Here is a 15,951-nt window from a genome sequence, read left to right on the forward strand (position 1 = left end):
TTGGTAAGCTAATCTCAAGCGAACGCTTTAGCGTTCGTGTACATAAACGAAAAAGGAGGAGATCGGTATGCCATTTGAATTGCCAGCATTGCCGTATCCGTACGATGCGCTTGAGCCGCACATTGACAAAGAAACGATGAACATTCATCACACGAAGCACCATAACACATACGTCACGAATTTGAATGCGGCGCTTGAAGGGCATCCAGATTTGCAAAACAAATCGCTCGAAGAATTGCTCAGCAATTTGGAAGCCCTTCCGGAAAGCATTCGTACGGCGGTGCGCAACAACGGCGGCGGTCATGCGAACCACTCGCTTTTCTGGACGATTTTGTCGCCAAACGGCGGCGGTGAGCCGACGGGTGAGCTGGCTGAGGCGATCAACAAAAAATTCGGCAGCTTCGCGGCGTTTAAAGACGAGTTTTCGAAAGCAGCGGCCGGCCGTTTCGGTTCTGGCTGGGCATGGCTTGTCGTGAACAACGGAGAGCTGGAAATTACGAGCACGCCGAATCAAGACTCGCCGATCATGGAAGGCAAAACGCCGATTCTCGGCTTGGACGTTTGGGAGCATGCGTACTACTTGAAATACCAAAACCGTCGTCCGGAGTACATTGCCGCATTCTGGAACATTGTCAACTGGGACGAAGTAGCGAAACGCTACAGCGAAGCGAAAGCGAAGTAATGAACGAAGCGGGGCGAAACGAAACGCCCCGCTTTTTTAGCGACGGGGGCCGGAGGCAAAGGAAGCGGTTTTCTTTGCGCCGGGTGCATAGCCATAGCGGAAATGGCCACACTACCGGATAGATGAAAAGGGGAGTTCGCAATGGCATTTTTCCAAAAACTGACCGGCCAAGAACAAGTGAACCGCGACCTGCTTCTTTTGCTTTGCATCGGTGGGTTTTACGCGCTCGGTGTTTCCCTGTCGAACACGTTTGTCAACATTTATGTATGGAAACAGACCGGCGATTTCCGCGATTTGGCGCTATACAATTTGGCGATTGTCACGATGCAGCCGCTGACGTTTATTTTCGCCGGCCGGCTGGCAAAACAAATCGACCGCATTCTTGTTTTGCGGCTTGGTGTGTCGTGTTTAGCCGTTTTTTTTGTCACCGTTTTATTGGTCGGCTCTCGCGCCCATCAATATTTGCTTTTTCTCGGCGCGCTGCTTGGCGTCGGCTATGGTTTTTATTGGCTGGCGTTTAACGTGTTGACGTTTGAAATTACCGAACCGGAGACGCGCGACTTTTTTAACGGTTTTTTCGGGGTGTTGACCTCATCCGCCGGCATGATCGGGCCGATTGCCGCCGGCTACATCATCTCGTCGTTCACTGGAGCGAAAGGGTATAGGTTTATTTTTTCACTGTCGCTCTGCTTGTTTCTTGTCGCCGTGCTGCTCAGCTTTTTCTTGAAGCGCCGCGCGGCTGCGGGGAAATATTTGTTCATCCGCATTTTAAAGGAGAGGAACGAAAACCGGAACTGGCGGCTCATTACGAATGCCCACTTTTTTCAAGGATTGCGCGAAGGCACGTTTGTGTTTATCATTTCCGTGCTGGTGTATATCACTTCTGGAAGTGAATGGGCGCTCGGCAAATTCGGGCTTGTCAACTCGTTCACGTCTTTTGTCGCCTATTATGCCGTCTCTCGGCTGATCAAGCGTGAATATCGGATGAAAGCGATTTTGCTAGGAGGAGCGCTGCTATACGGGGCCATTTTCTTGATCGTTTTCCATCCGACCTATCCGCGCCTCATTCTTTATGCCATCACGATCGCCATTGCGTATCCATTGCTGCTTGTTCCGTATTCCTCCTTGACGTTTGACGTCATCGGGAAGAGCTGGAAATCGGCCGAGGCGCGCGTCGAATACATCGTTGTCCGCGAATTGTTTTTAAACGCCGGACGGGTGACATCGATTTTCGCTTTTTTGACGGCTGTGGCGCTCTTTGGAGAAGAGGCTGGCATCCGCGCGCTTATGTTTGTGTGCGGAGCTGGGCATTTGGCAATTTACTGGTTTGTTCGTCGCATCCGCTTCACCGATGATCGTCCAGAGCGCGGTCAGCGAGAGCGGATTTTGCTTCGGCCGGAGCTGGCCGACGAACGAGGCCGTTCGCCGGTGTGAGGGGCCAAGTTTTTCCCTAGCCATGCCCGCCTTTTTCTTTTACAATAGGGGGAGGGAAAGGAGGACCGGGGGATGAAACGGAAAAAGCGGGCGCAAGTGCCGATTCGGTTAAACATTTTGTTTTTCTTTGTTTTTTTGTTGTTTTCAGCTCTCATTTTGCGCCTTGGCGTCGTGCAGATCGTCTACGGTGAAGACTATCGGCGCGAAGTGGAGCGAACGCAGGATGAAATCGTCAGCACGCCGGTGCCGCGCGGCAAAATTTACGATCGGTTCGGCCGCGTGATCGTTGACAACACACCGCAAAAGGCGATTACGTATACGCGCTCGAAAACGACACGGCCAGAAGAAATATTGGACATAGCAAGGAAACTTGCCCAATACATCGACATTCCTGATGCGGAGAAAAAAGTGACTGAGCGCGATATGAAGGATTATTGGATTTTAACGCATCCGGAAGAAGCGAAACAGAAGGTGAGCGAACAAGAACGGAAAAAGCTCGCTGATCAAGGGCTGACGCAAAAAGAGATCGACAAAAAAGTGTACGAATGGACGCTTGATCGCATCACCAAGCAAGATTTAGCGCAAATTTCGAAAGCGGAGCTTGAAGTGATCGCCATTAAACATGAGATGGAAAGCGGCTACGCTTTGACGCCGCAGACGGTTAAAAGCAAAGGAGTGACCGACCGCGAATATGCGGTCGTCAGCGAGCATTTGAGCGAGCTGCCCGGCGTCAATACGACGGTGGATTGGGACCGGAAATACGTCTATGACAACACATTCCGCTCTGTGCTCGGCAGTGTGACGGAAGAGGATGAAGGCGTCCCGCGCGAACGGCTTGATTACTTTTTGGCCCGCGATTACAGCCGCAATGACCGCGTCGGCAAAAGCTATTTGGAGATGCAGTATGAAGAAGTGCTGCACGGCAAAAAGGCAAAAGTGAAAAACATTGTCGACAAATCGGGCAATGTCATCTCGGTCGAGCAAGTGTATCCAGGCGAGCGCGGCAAAGACCTGGTGTTGACCATTGATGCCGAGCTTCAGCAAAAGGTTGAGCAAATCATTCAACAAGAGATTCTCGCGACGAAGCGCAAAGGCCGCTCGCCGCTTTTAGATCGGGCGTTTGTCGTCATGATGAACCCGAAGACGGGAGAAGTGTTGGCGATGGCCGGCAAGCTTCTTCAAGACGGCAAATTTGTTGACTTTGCCATTGGCAACATCACGTCCGCTTATGCGATGGGATCGGCGGTGAAAGGGGCGACCGTTCTCACTGGCTTTCAAACCGGGGTGCTTCATCCGAATACGTATATAAAGGACGAGCCGCTGTATATTAAAGGAACCCCGGTGAAAAAATCATGGAAGACGATGGGGACGATCAACGAGCTGACGGCGCTCAAGCAGTCGTCGAACGTCTATATGTTCAAAACAGCGATCGCCATCGGGGGCGGTGTGTATCGTCCGCACGCGCCGCTTCGCATCAATCCAGAGGCGTTTACGACGATTCGCCACTATTTCAGCCAATTCGGCCTTGGCGTGAAAACCGGGATCGATTTGCCAAACGAACTTAGCGGCTTCCAAGGACAAAGCACGCGCGGCGGATTTTTGCTCGACTTAGCCATCGGTCAGTACGATATGTATACGCCGATGCAGCTGGCGCAATACGTCTCGACGATCGCCAACGGCGGCTATCGGATGAAGCCGCAGCTTGTCAAAGAAATTCGTGAGCCGTCGGCTGACGGAAAAAAACTTGGCCGAATCATGAAACGGTTCGAACCGGTTGTGCTAAACCGGATTGATATGAAGACGGAATACATCAAGCGGGTGCAAGAAGGATTCCGCCGTGTGATGCAAGAGCCGGGCGGAACGGCGTATTCATACTTTGCGGGTGCTTCGTACAAGCCGGCCGGCAAAACGGGGACAGCGGAGGCGTTTTACGATGGACCGATCCAAAGCCGACGGAATGATCCAACGTACAACTTGACGCTCGTTGGCTATGCGCCGTACAACGATCCAGAAGTGTCGTTCGCCGTTGTCGTCCCGTGGGCGACGCAAGGGGAGAGCGACGGAATTAATGATCGGATCGGCCGCCGCATTTTGGACGCCTATTTTGAATTGAAAGCGAAGCGGGCGGCCGGCGGCGGGAGCAGCTTCGATGCGCAAGGCGGTGCGGAGGCCGCCGATGCGCGCTGACATGAAAGGCGCCTGAACGGGCGCCTCTTTTTTTGTGCTTGCAAAAAAATGGCTCTTCACCAAAAGTTGTACTTGATTTTTTCTGAACATACCCTATTTACGCTTGTGAGAGAAAATCAGCACGTTTTGCATATCTTTGTGCAGGAAACCATATTGCTTGTCAAGTACATGTTGTGGTGAAGAAACAAAAAATGATGTTTGTTTACAAAAACTTTACATACCGTCCACACAGCGTTAACGATCGTTTTGTATGCTCATGATAGGAAAAACTCGATCTTCCGTTGCCAGTGAGGGCGGAAGGAAATGAAAGGAGTCACGCCGATGAGTACGATGGCGGTGGTGGAGCGCCGAAAGGAGGATATTCCTTCGGCCCAGTTGGTGAAAAAAGAGGTCGTTTACGAAACGAATGGGCTGAACGTATGGTATGGCGAGCATCATGCGTTAAAACATATTCACCTTTCCTTTTACGAACGCGAGATTACGGCGATTATCGGCCCGTCAGGATGCGGCAAGTCGACCTATATTAAAACGCTCAATCGAATGATCGAGCTCATTCCAAACGTCCGGGTCGAAGGGGAGATTTTGTATCGCGGCCGTCGCATTTTTGACACGTCATACCCTGTTGAACAGCTGCGGACGCAAGTGGGTATGGTGTTTCAAAAGCCCAATCCGTTTCCAAAGTCGATTTATGACAACGTCGCCTATGGACCCCGCATTCATGGGATCCGCGACCGGCGGCAGCTCGATGAGATCGTCGAAAAAAGCTTGCGCCAAGCGGCTCTTTGGGAAGAAGTCAAAGATCGGCTTCATGAAAATGCCCTCGGTTTATCGGGCGGCCAACAGCAACGACTGTGCATCGCTCGCTGTTTGGCCGTCGAGCCAGATGTCATTTTAATGGATGAACCGACATCAGCGCTTGATCCGATTTCGACAGCGAAGGTCGAGGAGTTGATGGGTGAGCTGAAAACAAAATACAGCATCATCATTGTCACGCATAATATGCAGCAGGCGGCCCGCATTTCTGATCGGACGGCGTTTTTCTTAAACGGAGAAGTCATTGAGTACGGCGAGACAAAAATGTTGTTTTCTCGGCCAGCTGATCAACGGACGGCGGATTATATCGCCGGGCGATTCGGATAAAAGCGGACGGGCTGCGTCGGCGACGACGGACAAAAAGTTCGTTTCAAAAAAGGTGAGTTTCTTTCAAAAAAAAAAACGCTGTTTGATGCGTAGACACAGCCTCAACAAAAGGTGTCCCGATCCTTTGGGACACCTTCTTTCGTTATGGCTGGGAAATCAACCGGCCGATGGCTGCGTAGTCCATATCGCTCTTCACGTTGTAAACACCAGGGCGGATGGAGCGCGTCAGCCCATGTTGCTCTAAGTAGTCGTTGAAGGCGTGAGCGCTTTGAATGATGCCAGCCTCTTCAAGTTCGCGGGCAAATGTTTCTGGCGTATCTCCTTTCTTAATAACGAGTCGATAGACGTAAACGGTTTGCCCTGATGGTTGGGACATCTGCTTGGACACCGCTTTCGGAGCGGCGTTCGGCTGAGCGCTGCGGAGCCTGTCGTATTCCACTTTCGCCACGGCGACAAGCCCGTGCTGCTTAAGAAACGCCTTGACTTCCGCTTCTGTCGGCGCAGCGGGGGGCGAGGCGTAATACGAGGCGCCGATAAGCGACGTAGATAAAAGCAAACCGAAGGCGAAGGAACGAACCGAACGTTTGTTCATATCCGCAATCTCCTTACCGCCCGCTCGACTTCTGAGATGGTCAAACCTGTTTCGCGGGCAATGTCTTCGAGCGGGAATCCTTGTTTATGCAAAAATAAGATGCGCCGATCGGCCGGCGACAGCGATCCGCCAAGCCGCGGCGAAGCGGACCGTTGCCGCTCCGGAATGAGGAGCTCCTCCTCGATGACTTGCAATCGCTTTTTAATCTGGTATGTTTCTTGCGCCAGCGAAACGGTCAAATGATCAATTTGTTCTTCGAGCGGTTTCAGTTCATCTTTAGCAAAAAAGGAAATAACAAGAAGAATAATGGCTAGAGCTGCCAAAGCGATGATCGCATATTCCATCACGTGCATCCCTCCCCTTTTCACTATACCATATCATTCTCCGCTTGTGGCGCTCTTATTGAAAAAGATGAAATTTAGTGGTGGAAATCGCCTAAGAAAAATGGTATCATAGAAAAGTCTGATTATATAAAGTTCGTTTGGAGGGAAAAAAGATGCGTGTGAACATTACATTGGCATGCACAGAATGCGGCGAACGCAACTATATTACGTCGAAAAATAAACGCAACAACCCAGAGCGTTTGGAATTGAAAAAATATTGCCCGCGCGATCGCAAAGTCACGTTGCACCGCGAAACGAAGTAAGCAGTGGGAAGATGATTCCTGCTGCTTTTTATCTTTATGGGAGGAAGGGGAAGATGATGGTCGACAAACAGGAATGGCGCCAGCACATGTTGAATCGGCTTCGGCAGCTTAAAGCGGCAGAAAAAGAGATGTACGATCGACAAATCGCCGCTCATTTATATCGGTGGCCATTATGGCAAACGGCGCGGACGATCGCCATGACGGTGTCCAGAGAGACGGAAGTCAACACCTTGCCGATCATTGAGCAGGCGTGGCGGGAAGGAAAAACGGTCGGCGTCCCGAAATGCGATCCAAGGGCGAAAATGATGTCCTTTCGGCGGCTCGTGTCGTTTGCCCAGCTCGAAAAAGCGTACGCCGGATTGTTTGAGCCGATTGAAAAACAAACAACGCCGATCGACCGCGATGAGTTTGATCTCATCATTGTCCCAGGGGTCTGTTTTGCCAAAACCGGCTATCGGATCGGCTATGGCGGCGGGTATTACGACCGATATTTGCCGGGGGTGGCGGCGGTGACGGCAGCGCTCGCCTACTCGTTCCAAGTGGTGGACGACATTCCCGTTGAGGAGCATGATGTGCCGGTGAAATTCATTATTACGGATCAAGGAGTTCTCCGTTGTGGGTGATGAATGGGAATATATCGCCGCCTCTGCTCTCGCCGCCACCGGCGGGTGGCGATTGCGCTTATTGTCTGCGTCAGGAGCGGCGGCTGCTGTCATCGTCGGCGCGATCGTCGGATACGGGTTTTCTTGGGATGGATTATGGCTGTTAGGTTGCTTTTTTGCCAGCTCGAGCTTATTTAGCTATATCGGAAAGCGCCATAAAGCTAAACTGGCTGAAAAAGTAGCCAAAGGAAGGCGGCGCGATGCCATCCAAGTGCTGGCCAATGGCGGGGTGCCGGCCGTGTTGGCGTTCTTGGCAGTCATTCAGCCGACCTCGCTTTGGGACGAGCTGTTTGTTGTCGCCGTCGCTGCAGCGAACGCCGATACGTGGGCGTCTGAAATCGGTTCTTTAAGCCCGCGGCCGCCTCGGGTTTGGCCGAGCTTTCGGCCGGTGGAAGCCGGCACCTCAGGGGCTGTGACGTTCCTTGGCACGGCCGCTTCATTTGCTGGCGCGCTGTTTATCGCGCTTGCCGGCGCATTTTTTCTCGACGCCCGACCCGTTTTCGTCCTTGCGTTCTTCGGCTGGCTTGGCAGCTGGTTCGATACGTGGCTTGGCGCGGCTTGGCAAGCGGCTTACCGCTGTCCGGCATGCGGGGCGACGACTGAGCGGAAACGGCATTGCGGGCAGGCGACCATTCATATGAAAGGCTGGCGGTGGCTTGACAATGATGCGGTGAACTTCCTGGCGGTCATCGGCGCGGTGCTGGCCGCCTTCGCGTTGGTGCAGTAGACGAGCCCTGCTTCATATTTGGTGAGAAAAAGGGAAAAAGAATAACGAGCATGTGTCATACGATGAAGGAGGAACAACGATGAATAAATGGTCGTACTCGCTGATTGCCGTTACGGCCGGCTGGCTTGCCTACCGCTATCGCTACCGGATTGCCGACTGGGCGTTGCGCATTCCACCGCTGCGCAAGCAACTCGTCCGATTGGTGTTCCACATTCCTGCGGTGCGCAATGCCCTCGTATCGCAAATGTTGCGCCCGTGATGCGGCGATGAAACGATGGGAGGCTGCTTAGTTCGACTTGGATGAGACGCTGTTTGGCCGGCTTGACTTCGCCGGAGAAAGGGAGAGGAGAACGTGATTGGAACGATGGATGTACTGTTTTGGCAGCTTGTTCAGCGTTTGTCTCGCGGCGGCTACCGCATCGTGCGGATGTCTGAGCAGGCCGATGAAGTATGGCTGGAATCAAACCATTGGCGTCGCTCAACACTCATCCGCCTCGTGCGCGCTGATTTTGATTGGAGCCGATCGTTGCGCCTTGATATGGAATATACATGGCAATTCGTTCAGCAAATGAGGGGATGGAATTTCAGCAAAGCGGGCCGGGTCATCAATGTTTATGTGATGGTGTATCCGCCGGTTGACGATTGGGAATTTCTTGTCGCCGAGCCGTTGCCGCTCTCTGGAGTGTCCGATGGCGTGCTTCATACGCTCCTCCTTCACAGCGGCAATATGGGGGACGTGCTGCCGCGGCTTGCGGAGATGACGGGCGTTGCGCTCCATTTTGAGCCGCCTGTGGAAACGTCCGATCCGTTTGCTGCCGCCGAGCGCTTAAAGCGCGAGTTGGCCCGCGAATGGCGGCGCCGCCGTGAGGAGGAACGGCGTATTTTTGAGTATGGCAAGCCGATGTTCACCCGGCTGTTCATCGTCGTGCAGGTTGCGATGTTTTTGGTTCTCGAATGGAGCGGCGGGAGCACGAATCCGGATGTGTTGATCCACTACGGCGCCAAATTCAATCCGCTCATTGAGGCGGGAGAATGGTGGCGGCTGTTGACGCCGATGTTTTTGCATATTGGTTTTTTGCATCTGTTGACAAACACTCTTGCTTTGCATTATTTAGGGATGACGGTTGAGCGGCTGTACGGCTCGCTTCGCTTTTTGTTCATTTACGTAACGGCCGGATTTTTCGGAGCGCTGGCAAGTTTTTTGTTTACACCATCATTATCGGCCGGGGCGTCGGGAGCCATTTTCGGGCTATTCGGGGCTCTTCTTTACTTCGGCACTGTCTACCGGCATTTATTTTTTCGGACGATGGGGATGAACGTCATCAGTTTAATCATCGTCAACTTGTTGTTTGGCTTGCTTGTTCCGGGCATCGACAACGCTGGCCATATCGGCGGACTTGTTGGCGGTTTTTTGGCGGCTGGCGTTGTTCATTTGCCAAAACACACCGCTTTAGGGCGGCAGGCGGGAGCGTTGGCGGTGTCGGCGCTGCTTGTCGCCGCTGGCTTATGGATCGGATTTCGGTAAACGCCCCCACTTCGCTTTGTTTGAAGTGGGAGGCCTCTTTTCGAAATGTGTTAAAGAAGTTGCATGAGCATCACTTTTTCACCGGTTTTCGCTTCAATGAGAACGAAGAGCCTGCTGTAATCTTTGCGAATGAGAATGAGCGGCATCGTGCTGCCGATTGGCGAGAGGATGGCTCCATCCTCTTTTTTGATGCCGAGAATGTACGACTTGTACAATCCTTCCCAAAGACGGCCGATGACGGTTTGCGTTTTTGCTGTTGACAACCCAGGCAACGGTTGGTCCGTGTAGGCGACGAGCTCCGGCAAATAAAGGGCGTAATAATCTTTCTTTGACAAAGAAAAGTGGGTGAGCAGCTCGTCCGCTTTATGACGGAGAAATTCATTCGTGGCTTTGTTCAAGACGCGTTGCCATTCGCGCTCGTCATCTGTTCTTGGCCGCCGGAACGATGTGAGCGGATGATATGGCGAGTCAATGACATACAAATAGCTGCTTGACATCGTTTGGCTGCTTGTGATGTTCTCTCCTGTATGCAGCTCGCCGTGATGGAACGAGACGGCTTGAAAAAAGCGGCTGTCCCGCATCCGGACCGTCTTGTCTATGTCGATCGCATCCGTGTTCGTTTTCCATTTTGACAGCACATCGGCCAAGCGGCCATCGGCAAACAACAACGAGACGTCCTGACGCAAATAGGCGCGGCGGTTTAAAATGGAGGCGGCTGACCAGCGGAGCGTGTAGCGTCCGGGTTCATGGCCGCTCTCAAGCGCCAGCGATGTTTTCGCTTCGATGAACGCCGCTTCGCGATCAAGCGGGAAAAACTTGATCGTTTCAGCGATCTGATCGTGCTCCCACAGCGAGGCGAGCGCGGCGGCAAGGAAAAAAGCAAACGCTATGAAGGGGATCATCCATCGTTTCATGACATCCTCCCGGATTGGACAAGGTTTTCACCAATATATGCATCGCAAGGAACCTTTATGTATGAATTTCCTTATGCCTGTCTATGATGGGAAGTATACAGTGCAAATGATGTAGGGGGATGACGATGGAGAAACAGATGCCCAAACGCCCGGTGTCACGTCGCCTTCATGATAATGCATCCTATTTAGCCGAACGGCTTGGAGTCGGCAAGAGCTTCGATGTCATTCGCCTTGACGTCGAATATGGCGGCCGGGCGATGGCGTTGTTTATGATTGACGGATTTGTCAAAGACGATATTTTGCATTATTTGATGAGATATTTGTCCCGGATTGAGGAACACGAACTGGACGTTCACCCGCTTGAGAAGCTCCTGAAAAAATATCTTCCGTACGTCGAGATCGGGCAGACAGACGACTTGGAAGAAGCGGCCGCGATGGTGCTTGCTGGGCCGACCGCGCTTGTTGTTGATGGAGTGGATCGGGTTATTTTGATTGACGCCCGCACGTATCCGGTGCGCGGGCCGCAAGAGCCGGACACGGAGCGGGTCGTACGCGGGGCGCGCGACGGTTTTGTCGAGACGATCGTCTTTAACACCGCGCTCATCCGCCGCCGCGTCCGCGACCCTTCTTTGCGCATGGAGTACGTGCAGGTGGCGCGGCGCTCGAAGACCGATATTTGCATTTGCTATATCGAGGAAATCGCCGACCCAGAACTCGTTCGCCGCGTTCGGGAATCGATTACTGCCATTGACACAGACGGGCTGGTTATGGGTGAGAAAACGGTGGAAGAGTTTATTTCCGGCCGGCATTGGAATCCGTACCCAGTTATCCGCTATACGGAACGCCCCGATACGGCAGCGGCCCATTTGTATGAAGGCCATGTGCTTGTGATCGTCGATGGATCGCCAAGTGTCATGATTACCCCAGCAACGTTTTGGCATCATTTGCAACACGCTGAAGAGTACCGGAATAAGCCGATCGTCGGGGCGTATTTGCGGCTCGTCCGCTTTCTGGCCGTTTGGGCGTCGGTGTTTTTACTGCCGCTTTGGTATTTGCTCATGATTGAGCCGGAACTGCTGCCGGATCCGCTCCAGTTTTTGGGGAAGGCCAAATTGGGAGACATTCCGCTGTTTGCACAAATTTTGATGATTGAAATCGGGATGGATATGCTGCGAATGGCCGCCATTCATACACCGTCTTCGCTGGCGACCGCGCTCGGCCTCGTCGCCGCGCTTATGATCGGCGGCATCGCTGTGGAAGTGGGGCTCTTTTCCAATGAAGTGATTTTGTATTTTTCTGTTACGGCCATTGGTACGTTTGCGACGCCCAGCTATGAAATGAGCTTGGCGAACCGGCTTGTCCGCATTGCCTTGCTCATTTTGTCCGGCCTGTTCGGCCTGTACGGTTATGTCATCGGCATCACCGTTTGGATCCTTGCCTTGGCGCGGATGACGTCATTTGGCGTTCCGTACTTATGGCCGTTCATCCCGTTCTCCTACCGAGCGATGCGCGACGTGCTCATCCGGTCGCCGATGCCGCTCAAAAACCGGCGTCCGGCGATTCTTCACCCCCGCGACCCTGACCGCTGACGCAGGTGCTGATTTTAGTGCCTGCGTTTTTTGTCTTGACGGCCGCGGCCATTTGCCGCTACATTAAAAGAGGAAAAAAGGAGCATGAATGATGATGAAGACGGTATACGATGTTCAGCAGCTGTTGAAACGGTTTGGCACGATCATTTACGTAGGCGACCGGCTCGCTGATTTGGAGCTGATGGAAGAGGAAGTGAAAGAGCTGTACCAGTCTCAGCTGATTGATGCGAAACAGCTGCAAGCTGCTTTGTTTATTTTGCGGCACGAAGCGCAAATGGAGCGGGAAAAACGGATGAAAAAAGGATGAGGATGCAATGGAACGATGGTTGGCAGGCATTGACCTTGGGGGCACAACAATCAAAATGGCGTTTGTCACCACCGAGGGTGACATCGTGCACAAATGGGAAATTCCGACGAACACCGCCAATCGCGGTGAGCATATCGTCGCTGACATTGCCCGGTCGCTTGATGGGACGCTCGCCCAGCTCGGTGGAGCGAAAGAGAGGCTGCTTGCCGTCGGCATCGGCGCTCCCGGGCCGGTCGAAGAGGAAACCGGCATGTTGTATGAGACGGTCAATATAGGATGGACGAATTATCCGCTGAAACAACGGTTGGAAGAAGCGATGGGGCTGCCTGTGGCAGTCGATAATGATGCCAATCTTGCGGCGCTTGGCGAAATGTGGAAAGGAGCAGGGGGAGGAGCGCGCCATTTGTTGTTTGTGACGCTTGGCACCGGCGTCGGCGGCGGTGTGATTGCCAACGGCGCCATTGCGCGCGGCATAAACGGCGCCGGCGGAGAGATCGGACATATGACGATGATCCCTGATGGCGGCGCCCGTTGCAACTGCGGCAAAACCGGATGTTTGGAAACGATTGCGTCCGCCACCGGCATCGTGCGGATCGCCAAGGAGAAATTGGCCGCAGATGATCGTCCGAGTGAGCTTCGCAACGGGGATGTGACGGCCAAAGCGGTGTTTGACGCCGCCAAAGCGGGCGATGCGCTGGCATTGGAAGTGGTCGATGAAGCAACGTACTACCTTGGTTGGGCGTTGGCGAATGCCGCCAATGTGACGAACCCGGAGAAAATCGTGATCGGCGGCGGCGTGTCCAAGGCGGGTGATATGCTTGTCGAACGCGTGGCCGCCCATTTCCGCCGCTTCGCGTTCCCGCGCGTCGCCGTTGGGGCGAAGCTTGTTTTAGCGGCGCTTGGCAACGATGCCGGCGTCATCGGCGCCGCCTGGCTGGCGAAAGAGCTTGTCGGCGAGTAAACAACGGAAGGTGTCCCAAAAAGGTTGGGGCGCCTTTTCTTATTGTTGGATGATATGAGATGGGAACGAACTTTGAAGAAGGAGATGTTTGCGAACATTTGTGCACTGCCGCCTGCCAGGCGCTCATTTTTTGCCGTCTGCCGACATATGTTAAGGTAAAGAAATGGGAAGGGGAGACGGCGCATGCACCTTCAAGCATGGCCCGGCGATACGTTTGAAACATATGGACGATGGTTTTCAGTGCCGACTGAGCTGATCATCGATTCGAATCCTCATGTAGAAGAGGGATTGCGCCCTGGGCAGACCGTTGCCATCCCGGGATACGCGCCGATCGATACGTGGGAAGCGCTCGCTGACCGCTTATCGCTGCCGACGGAGGTGCTGCGGCGGCTGCCGGGGGCGATGGCGGTCATCAACGGAACAGCGCCGTTGCCGAAACGGATTTCGTCCCCGGTCGTCCGCAGCGTCCGTCCGTACGATTTTGCCGCTTTGATGGAGGATATGACCGCCCTCGTCTGTCACTATCCGTTTGTGCGCCAGCGGACGATCGGCCATAGTGTTCTCGGCTTGCCGCTCGTTGAACTGCAAATCGGCCGCGGACCGGTGCGCGTGCATATGAACGGATCATTCCACGCGAATGAGTGGATCACGACGGCAGTGATCATGGCGCTCATCGACGAGTACGCGAGGGCGCTGGTTAATGATGACGAGCTTGCCGGCCATCGAGTGCTTGATTATTACCGTAAAGTGACTCTTTCCGTTGTGCCGATGGTCAATCCTGACGGCGTCAACCTTGTGCTGAACGGCCCGCCGGAAGAAGAACCGCATCGGAGCCAAGTCGTCTGCATCAACGGTGGATCGCTCGATTTTTCGCAATGGAAAGCGAACATCCGCGGCGTGGATTTAAACAATCAATTTCCAACTAACTGGGAAATAGAACAGGCCCGCAAACCGCCGAAAGCGCCGGCACCGCGCGATTTTCCAGGCTTCGCCCCGCTTACGGAGCCGGAGGCGAAAGCGATGGCGGCGCTCGCCGAGTCGGGCGATTTTGCGATGGTCGTCGCGTTTCATACGCAAGGCAAGGAAATTTATTGGGGATATGAAGGGTTCGAGCCGCCTGAGGCGGAGGCGACGGTTCAGGCGATGGCTGAAGAAAGCGGCTACCAGGCTGTTCGCTACATTGACAGCCATGCCGGCTACCGCGATTGGTTCATCCAAACGTGGAAGCGGCGCGGCTACACCGTGGAGCTCGGCGAGGGTGTCAATCCGTTGCCGCTCTCGCAGTTTGCGCAAATATACCGCGACAGTCTCGGCCTGTTTTTAGCAGCGCTCAAAATGGCATAAAAAACGCAAGAGGCATGATTCGCCTCTTGCGTTTTCAGTGTGTGCCGGTTGGAATGCCGTGGTCCAAAATGGTCATGATGGTAAACCACCCGAATACGGCGGCAGTGGCAAGTCCAAACAAAAATCCAAGCACGTTTTTCTCGCGCAATGTACGGAGCATTCCATAAAGGGCAAGCAACGCCACAAGTGCAAAAATAATGACCGTACCCATTGTTTTACCCCCTCATGAAACAGTATGTACAAACGTGTCCATTCTTTTTCATTGTAATCTTTTTTCCTCCATTTGTCGAGGTCTCTTCCTTTTTACTTTTTCTCTTTCATCGCTTGAAAAAAAACAGTAAAATAAAGCTAACCATATATTGGACAGACGAAAGGAGGAGACGGTCATGGAATGGACGCGCATTCCTGTCGGTCCAATTCAAGCGAACGCTTATCTTTTGTCGTCCGCAGACGGGGCATGCCTCATCGTTGATCCCGGAGCAGAGGGCGCGGCGCTCGTCCGCCGGATCGAGAAAAAAAAGTTGACCCCGTTGGCGATTTTGCTGACGCATGCGCATTTTGACCATATTGGCGGCATTCCGGACGTGCTTGCCCGCTGGGACATTCCAGTGTATTTGCACGAAAATGAAAAACAATGGCTGCAAGATCCGGCGCTAAACGGCTCACTTTATTTTGGCGGCCCGGTCGTCGTCCGCTGCGAACCGACATGCTTGAAAGGGCCGACGGCGCTGAACATTGGTCCGTTTGCGTTGGATGTCCGCGAAACGCCGGGCCACTCGCCGGGCAGTGTCTCGTATTATTGCCAAGAAGCGAACATTGTGTTTTCCGGCGACGCGCTGTTTGCCGGCAGCATCGGGCGCACTGACTTGCCAGGCGGCAACCATCAGCAGCTGTTGAAAAGCATTCATGACGAACTGCTTACGCTGCCGGAGGAGACGATCGTTCTTTCCGGCCATGGGCCAGAGACGACGATCGCCGCGGAGATGGATACAAATCCGTTTTTGCATGGGTTTTCGTAAGAAGCAAAGTAAAAAGCCGTCGTTTGGCTTTCACAAAAAAGCACACCCGCGAGGTTCAGCCAAGCGCCGCTTGAATCAGTAGTGTGACGAAGGCAAGCTTGTGGCTTGCCTCCAACAGTCGGAAAACATAGACAACACGATTTTGGGTCAATGAGGTGAAGCCTGCCAGTTGTATTTATGCAGACAAGAGGCTAGACTGCGCGGTGCAGCGGTTTGTTGGGT

The 15,951-nt window shown here is 53.4% G+C and carries 18 protein-coding genes; 14 read left to right on the top strand and 4 right to left on the bottom strand.

The features are described 5' to 3' along the window. Window positions 1–67 precede the first annotated feature (67 nt). From sodA to pstB, 4 genes are all read left to right on the top strand, one after another. Complete coding sequence (sodA, locus tag BJQ97_RS05525) at window positions 68–682, top strand: superoxide dismutase SodA (protein ID WP_044730821.1); 615 nt, start codon at window positions 68–70, stop codon at window positions 680–682. A 141-nt stretch (window positions 683–823) separates the two neighbouring features. Further along, complete coding sequence (locus BJQ97_RS05530) at window positions 824–2,116, top strand: MFS transporter (RefSeq protein WP_160155819.1); 1,293 nt, start codon at window positions 824–826, stop codon at window positions 2,114–2,116. Window positions 2,117–2,188: 72 nt separating this feature from the next. After that, complete coding sequence (locus BJQ97_RS05535) at window positions 2,189–4,303, top strand: peptidoglycan D,D-transpeptidase FtsI family protein (RefSeq protein ID WP_160155820.1); 2,115 nt, start codon at window positions 2,189–2,191, stop codon at window positions 4,301–4,303. Between the two features lie 330 nt (window positions 4,304–4,633). Continuing rightward, the gene (pstB, locus tag BJQ97_RS05540; RefSeq protein ID WP_160157544.1) at window positions 4,634–5,443 is read left to right on the top strand and encodes a phosphate ABC transporter ATP-binding protein PstB; all 810 of its coding nucleotides are present in this window, start codon (window positions 4,634–4,636) and stop codon (window positions 5,441–5,443) included. A gap of 142 nt (window positions 5,444–5,585) precedes the next feature. Here the strand turns inward: pstB and BJQ97_RS05545 are convergent, their stop codons facing one another. Both BJQ97_RS05545 and BJQ97_RS05550 read right to left on the bottom strand, forming a co-directional pair. Next, a complete protein-coding gene (locus tag BJQ97_RS05545; RefSeq protein WP_160155821.1) occupies window positions 5,586–6,035 on the bottom strand; it encodes an MltG/YceG/YrrL family protein in 450 nt (149 codons plus the stop codon). Then, complete coding sequence (locus tag BJQ97_RS05550; protein WP_160155822.1) at window positions 6,032–6,382, bottom strand: sigma factor-like helix-turn-helix DNA-binding protein; 351 nt, start codon at window positions 6,380–6,382, stop codon at window positions 6,032–6,034. The genes BJQ97_RS05545 and BJQ97_RS05550 overlap by 4 nt, the downstream gene beginning before the upstream one ends. Before the next feature lie 149 nt (window positions 6,383–6,531). Here BJQ97_RS05550 and rpmG point away from each other — a divergent pair, with 149 nt between their 5' ends. From rpmG to BJQ97_RS05575, 5 genes are all read left to right on the top strand, one after another. Next, on the top strand, window positions 6,532–6,681 hold the full coding sequence (rpmG, locus tag BJQ97_RS05555; protein ID WP_011231931.1) for a 50S ribosomal protein L33: 150 nt from the start codon (window positions 6,532–6,534) through the stop codon (window positions 6,679–6,681). Window positions 6,682–6,734: 53 nt separating this feature from the next. Further along, a complete protein-coding gene (locus tag BJQ97_RS05560; RefSeq protein WP_160155823.1) occupies window positions 6,735–7,304 on the top strand; it encodes a 5-formyltetrahydrofolate cyclo-ligase in 570 nt (189 codons plus the stop codon). Beyond that, on the top strand, window positions 7,297–8,070 hold the full coding sequence (locus tag BJQ97_RS05565; RefSeq protein WP_160155824.1) for a DUF92 domain-containing protein: 774 nt from the start codon (window positions 7,297–7,299) through the stop codon (window positions 8,068–8,070). The genes BJQ97_RS05560 and BJQ97_RS05565 overlap by 8 nt, the downstream gene beginning before the upstream one ends. Window positions 8,071–8,149: 79 nt before the next feature. Next, entirely contained in the window at window positions 8,150–8,329 is a 180-nt protein-coding gene (locus BJQ97_RS05570) for a hypothetical protein (RefSeq protein ID WP_160155825.1), read from the top strand. A 105-nt stretch (window positions 8,330–8,434) separates the two neighbouring features. Continuing rightward, window positions 8,435–9,595, top strand: coding sequence for a rhomboid family intramembrane serine protease (locus BJQ97_RS05575; RefSeq protein ID WP_160157545.1), 1,161 nt, complete (start codon window positions 8,435–8,437; stop codon window positions 9,593–9,595). A gap of 50 nt (window positions 9,596–9,645) precedes the next feature. On the opposite strand, the gene BJQ97_RS05580 is transcribed toward BJQ97_RS05575, so the two are convergent. Then, window positions 9,646–10,509, bottom strand: coding sequence for a hypothetical protein (locus BJQ97_RS05580; protein ID WP_160155826.1), 864 nt, complete (start codon window positions 10,507–10,509; stop codon window positions 9,646–9,648). 125 nt (window positions 10,510–10,634) lie between these two features. Between BJQ97_RS05580 and BJQ97_RS05585 the strand changes: the two genes are divergently transcribed. From BJQ97_RS05585 to BJQ97_RS05600, 4 genes are all read left to right on the top strand, one after another. Next, window positions 10,635–12,098, top strand: coding sequence for a spore germination protein (locus tag BJQ97_RS05585; RefSeq protein WP_160155827.1), 1,464 nt, complete (start codon window positions 10,635–10,637; stop codon window positions 12,096–12,098). Between the two features lie 94 nt (window positions 12,099–12,192). Continuing rightward, window positions 12,193–12,405 (top strand): YqgQ family protein, encoded by a 213-nt coding sequence (locus BJQ97_RS05590; RefSeq protein ID WP_044733069.1) that lies wholly within the window; start codon window positions 12,193–12,195, stop codon window positions 12,403–12,405. Between the two features lie 7 nt (window positions 12,406–12,412). Continuing rightward, window positions 12,413–13,366: an ROK family glucokinase gene (locus tag BJQ97_RS05595; protein WP_160155828.1), complete on the top strand. Its 954-nt coding sequence runs from the start codon at window positions 12,413–12,415 to the stop codon at window positions 13,364–13,366. A gap of 183 nt (window positions 13,367–13,549) precedes the next feature. Further along, complete coding sequence (locus tag BJQ97_RS05600) at window positions 13,550–14,710, top strand: M14 family metallopeptidase (RefSeq protein WP_160155829.1); 1,161 nt, start codon at window positions 13,550–13,552, stop codon at window positions 14,708–14,710. A 34-nt stretch (window positions 14,711–14,744) separates the two neighbouring features. On the opposite strand, the gene BJQ97_RS05605 is transcribed toward BJQ97_RS05600, so the two are convergent. Continuing rightward, entirely contained in the window at window positions 14,745–14,921 is a 177-nt protein-coding gene (locus BJQ97_RS05605; protein ID WP_160155830.1) for a DUF2759 domain-containing protein, read from the bottom strand. A gap of 175 nt (window positions 14,922–15,096) precedes the next feature. On the opposite strand from BJQ97_RS05605, the gene BJQ97_RS05610 reads away from it, so the two are divergent. Next, window positions 15,097–15,729, top strand: coding sequence for an MBL fold metallo-hydrolase (locus BJQ97_RS05610; RefSeq protein WP_160155831.1), 633 nt, complete (start codon window positions 15,097–15,099; stop codon window positions 15,727–15,729). Window positions 15,730–15,951: the final 222 nt, after the last annotated feature.

Source organism: Geobacillus sp. TFV-3 (assembly GCF_009901865.1).
Lineage (GTDB): Bacteria > Bacillota > Bacilli > Bacillales > Anoxybacillaceae > Geobacillus > Geobacillus thermoleovorans_A.

What these genes read in the sequence shown, in the direction of transcription:
- sodA (WP_044730821.1), top strand. Translation starts at nt 68, where the DNA reads ATGCCATTTGAATTGCCAGCATTGCCGTATCCGTACGATGCGCTTGAG.
- BJQ97_RS05530 (WP_160155819.1), top strand. Translation starts at nt 824, where the DNA reads ATGGCATTTTTCCAAAAACTGACCGGCCAAGAACAAGTGAACCGCGAC.
- BJQ97_RS05535 (WP_160155820.1), top strand. Translation starts at nt 2,189, where the DNA reads ATGAAACGGAAAAAGCGGGCGCAAGTGCCGATTCGGTTAAACATTTTG.
- pstB (WP_160157544.1), top strand. Translation starts at nt 4,634, where the DNA reads ATGGCGGTGGTGGAGCGCCGAAAGGAGGATATTCCTTCGGCCCAGTTG.
- BJQ97_RS05545 (WP_160155821.1), bottom strand. Translation starts at nt 6,035, where the DNA reads ATGAACAAACGTTCGGTTCGTTCCTTCGCCTTCGGTTTGCTTTTATCT.
- rpmG (WP_011231931.1), top strand. Translation starts at nt 6,532, where the DNA reads ATGCGTGTGAACATTACATTGGCATGCACAGAATGCGGCGAACGCAAC.
- BJQ97_RS05560 (WP_160155823.1), top strand. Translation starts at nt 6,735, where the DNA reads ATGATGGTCGACAAACAGGAATGGCGCCAGCACATGTTGAATCGGCTT.
- BJQ97_RS05570 (WP_160155825.1), top strand. Translation starts at nt 8,150, where the DNA reads ATGAATAAATGGTCGTACTCGCTGATTGCCGTTACGGCCGGCTGGCTT.
- BJQ97_RS05575 (WP_160157545.1), top strand. Translation starts at nt 8,435, where the DNA reads ATGGATGTACTGTTTTGGCAGCTTGTTCAGCGTTTGTCTCGCGGCGGC.
- BJQ97_RS05580 (WP_160155826.1), bottom strand. Translation starts at nt 10,509, where the DNA reads ATGAAACGATGGATGATCCCCTTCATAGCGTTTGCTTTTTTCCTTGCC.
- BJQ97_RS05585 (WP_160155827.1), top strand. Translation starts at nt 10,635, where the DNA reads ATGGAGAAACAGATGCCCAAACGCCCGGTGTCACGTCGCCTTCATGAT.
- BJQ97_RS05590 (WP_044733069.1), top strand. Translation starts at nt 12,193, where the DNA reads ATGAAGACGGTATACGATGTTCAGCAGCTGTTGAAACGGTTTGGCACG.
- BJQ97_RS05595 (WP_160155828.1), top strand. Translation starts at nt 12,413, where the DNA reads ATGGAACGATGGTTGGCAGGCATTGACCTTGGGGGCACAACAATCAAA.
- BJQ97_RS05600 (WP_160155829.1), top strand. Translation starts at nt 13,550, where the DNA reads ATGCACCTTCAAGCATGGCCCGGCGATACGTTTGAAACATATGGACGA.
- BJQ97_RS05605 (WP_160155830.1), bottom strand. Translation starts at nt 14,921, where the DNA reads ATGGGTACGGTCATTATTTTTGCACTTGTGGCGTTGCTTGCCCTTTAT.
- BJQ97_RS05610 (WP_160155831.1), top strand. Translation starts at nt 15,097, where the DNA reads ATGGAATGGACGCGCATTCCTGTCGGTCCAATTCAAGCGAACGCTTAT.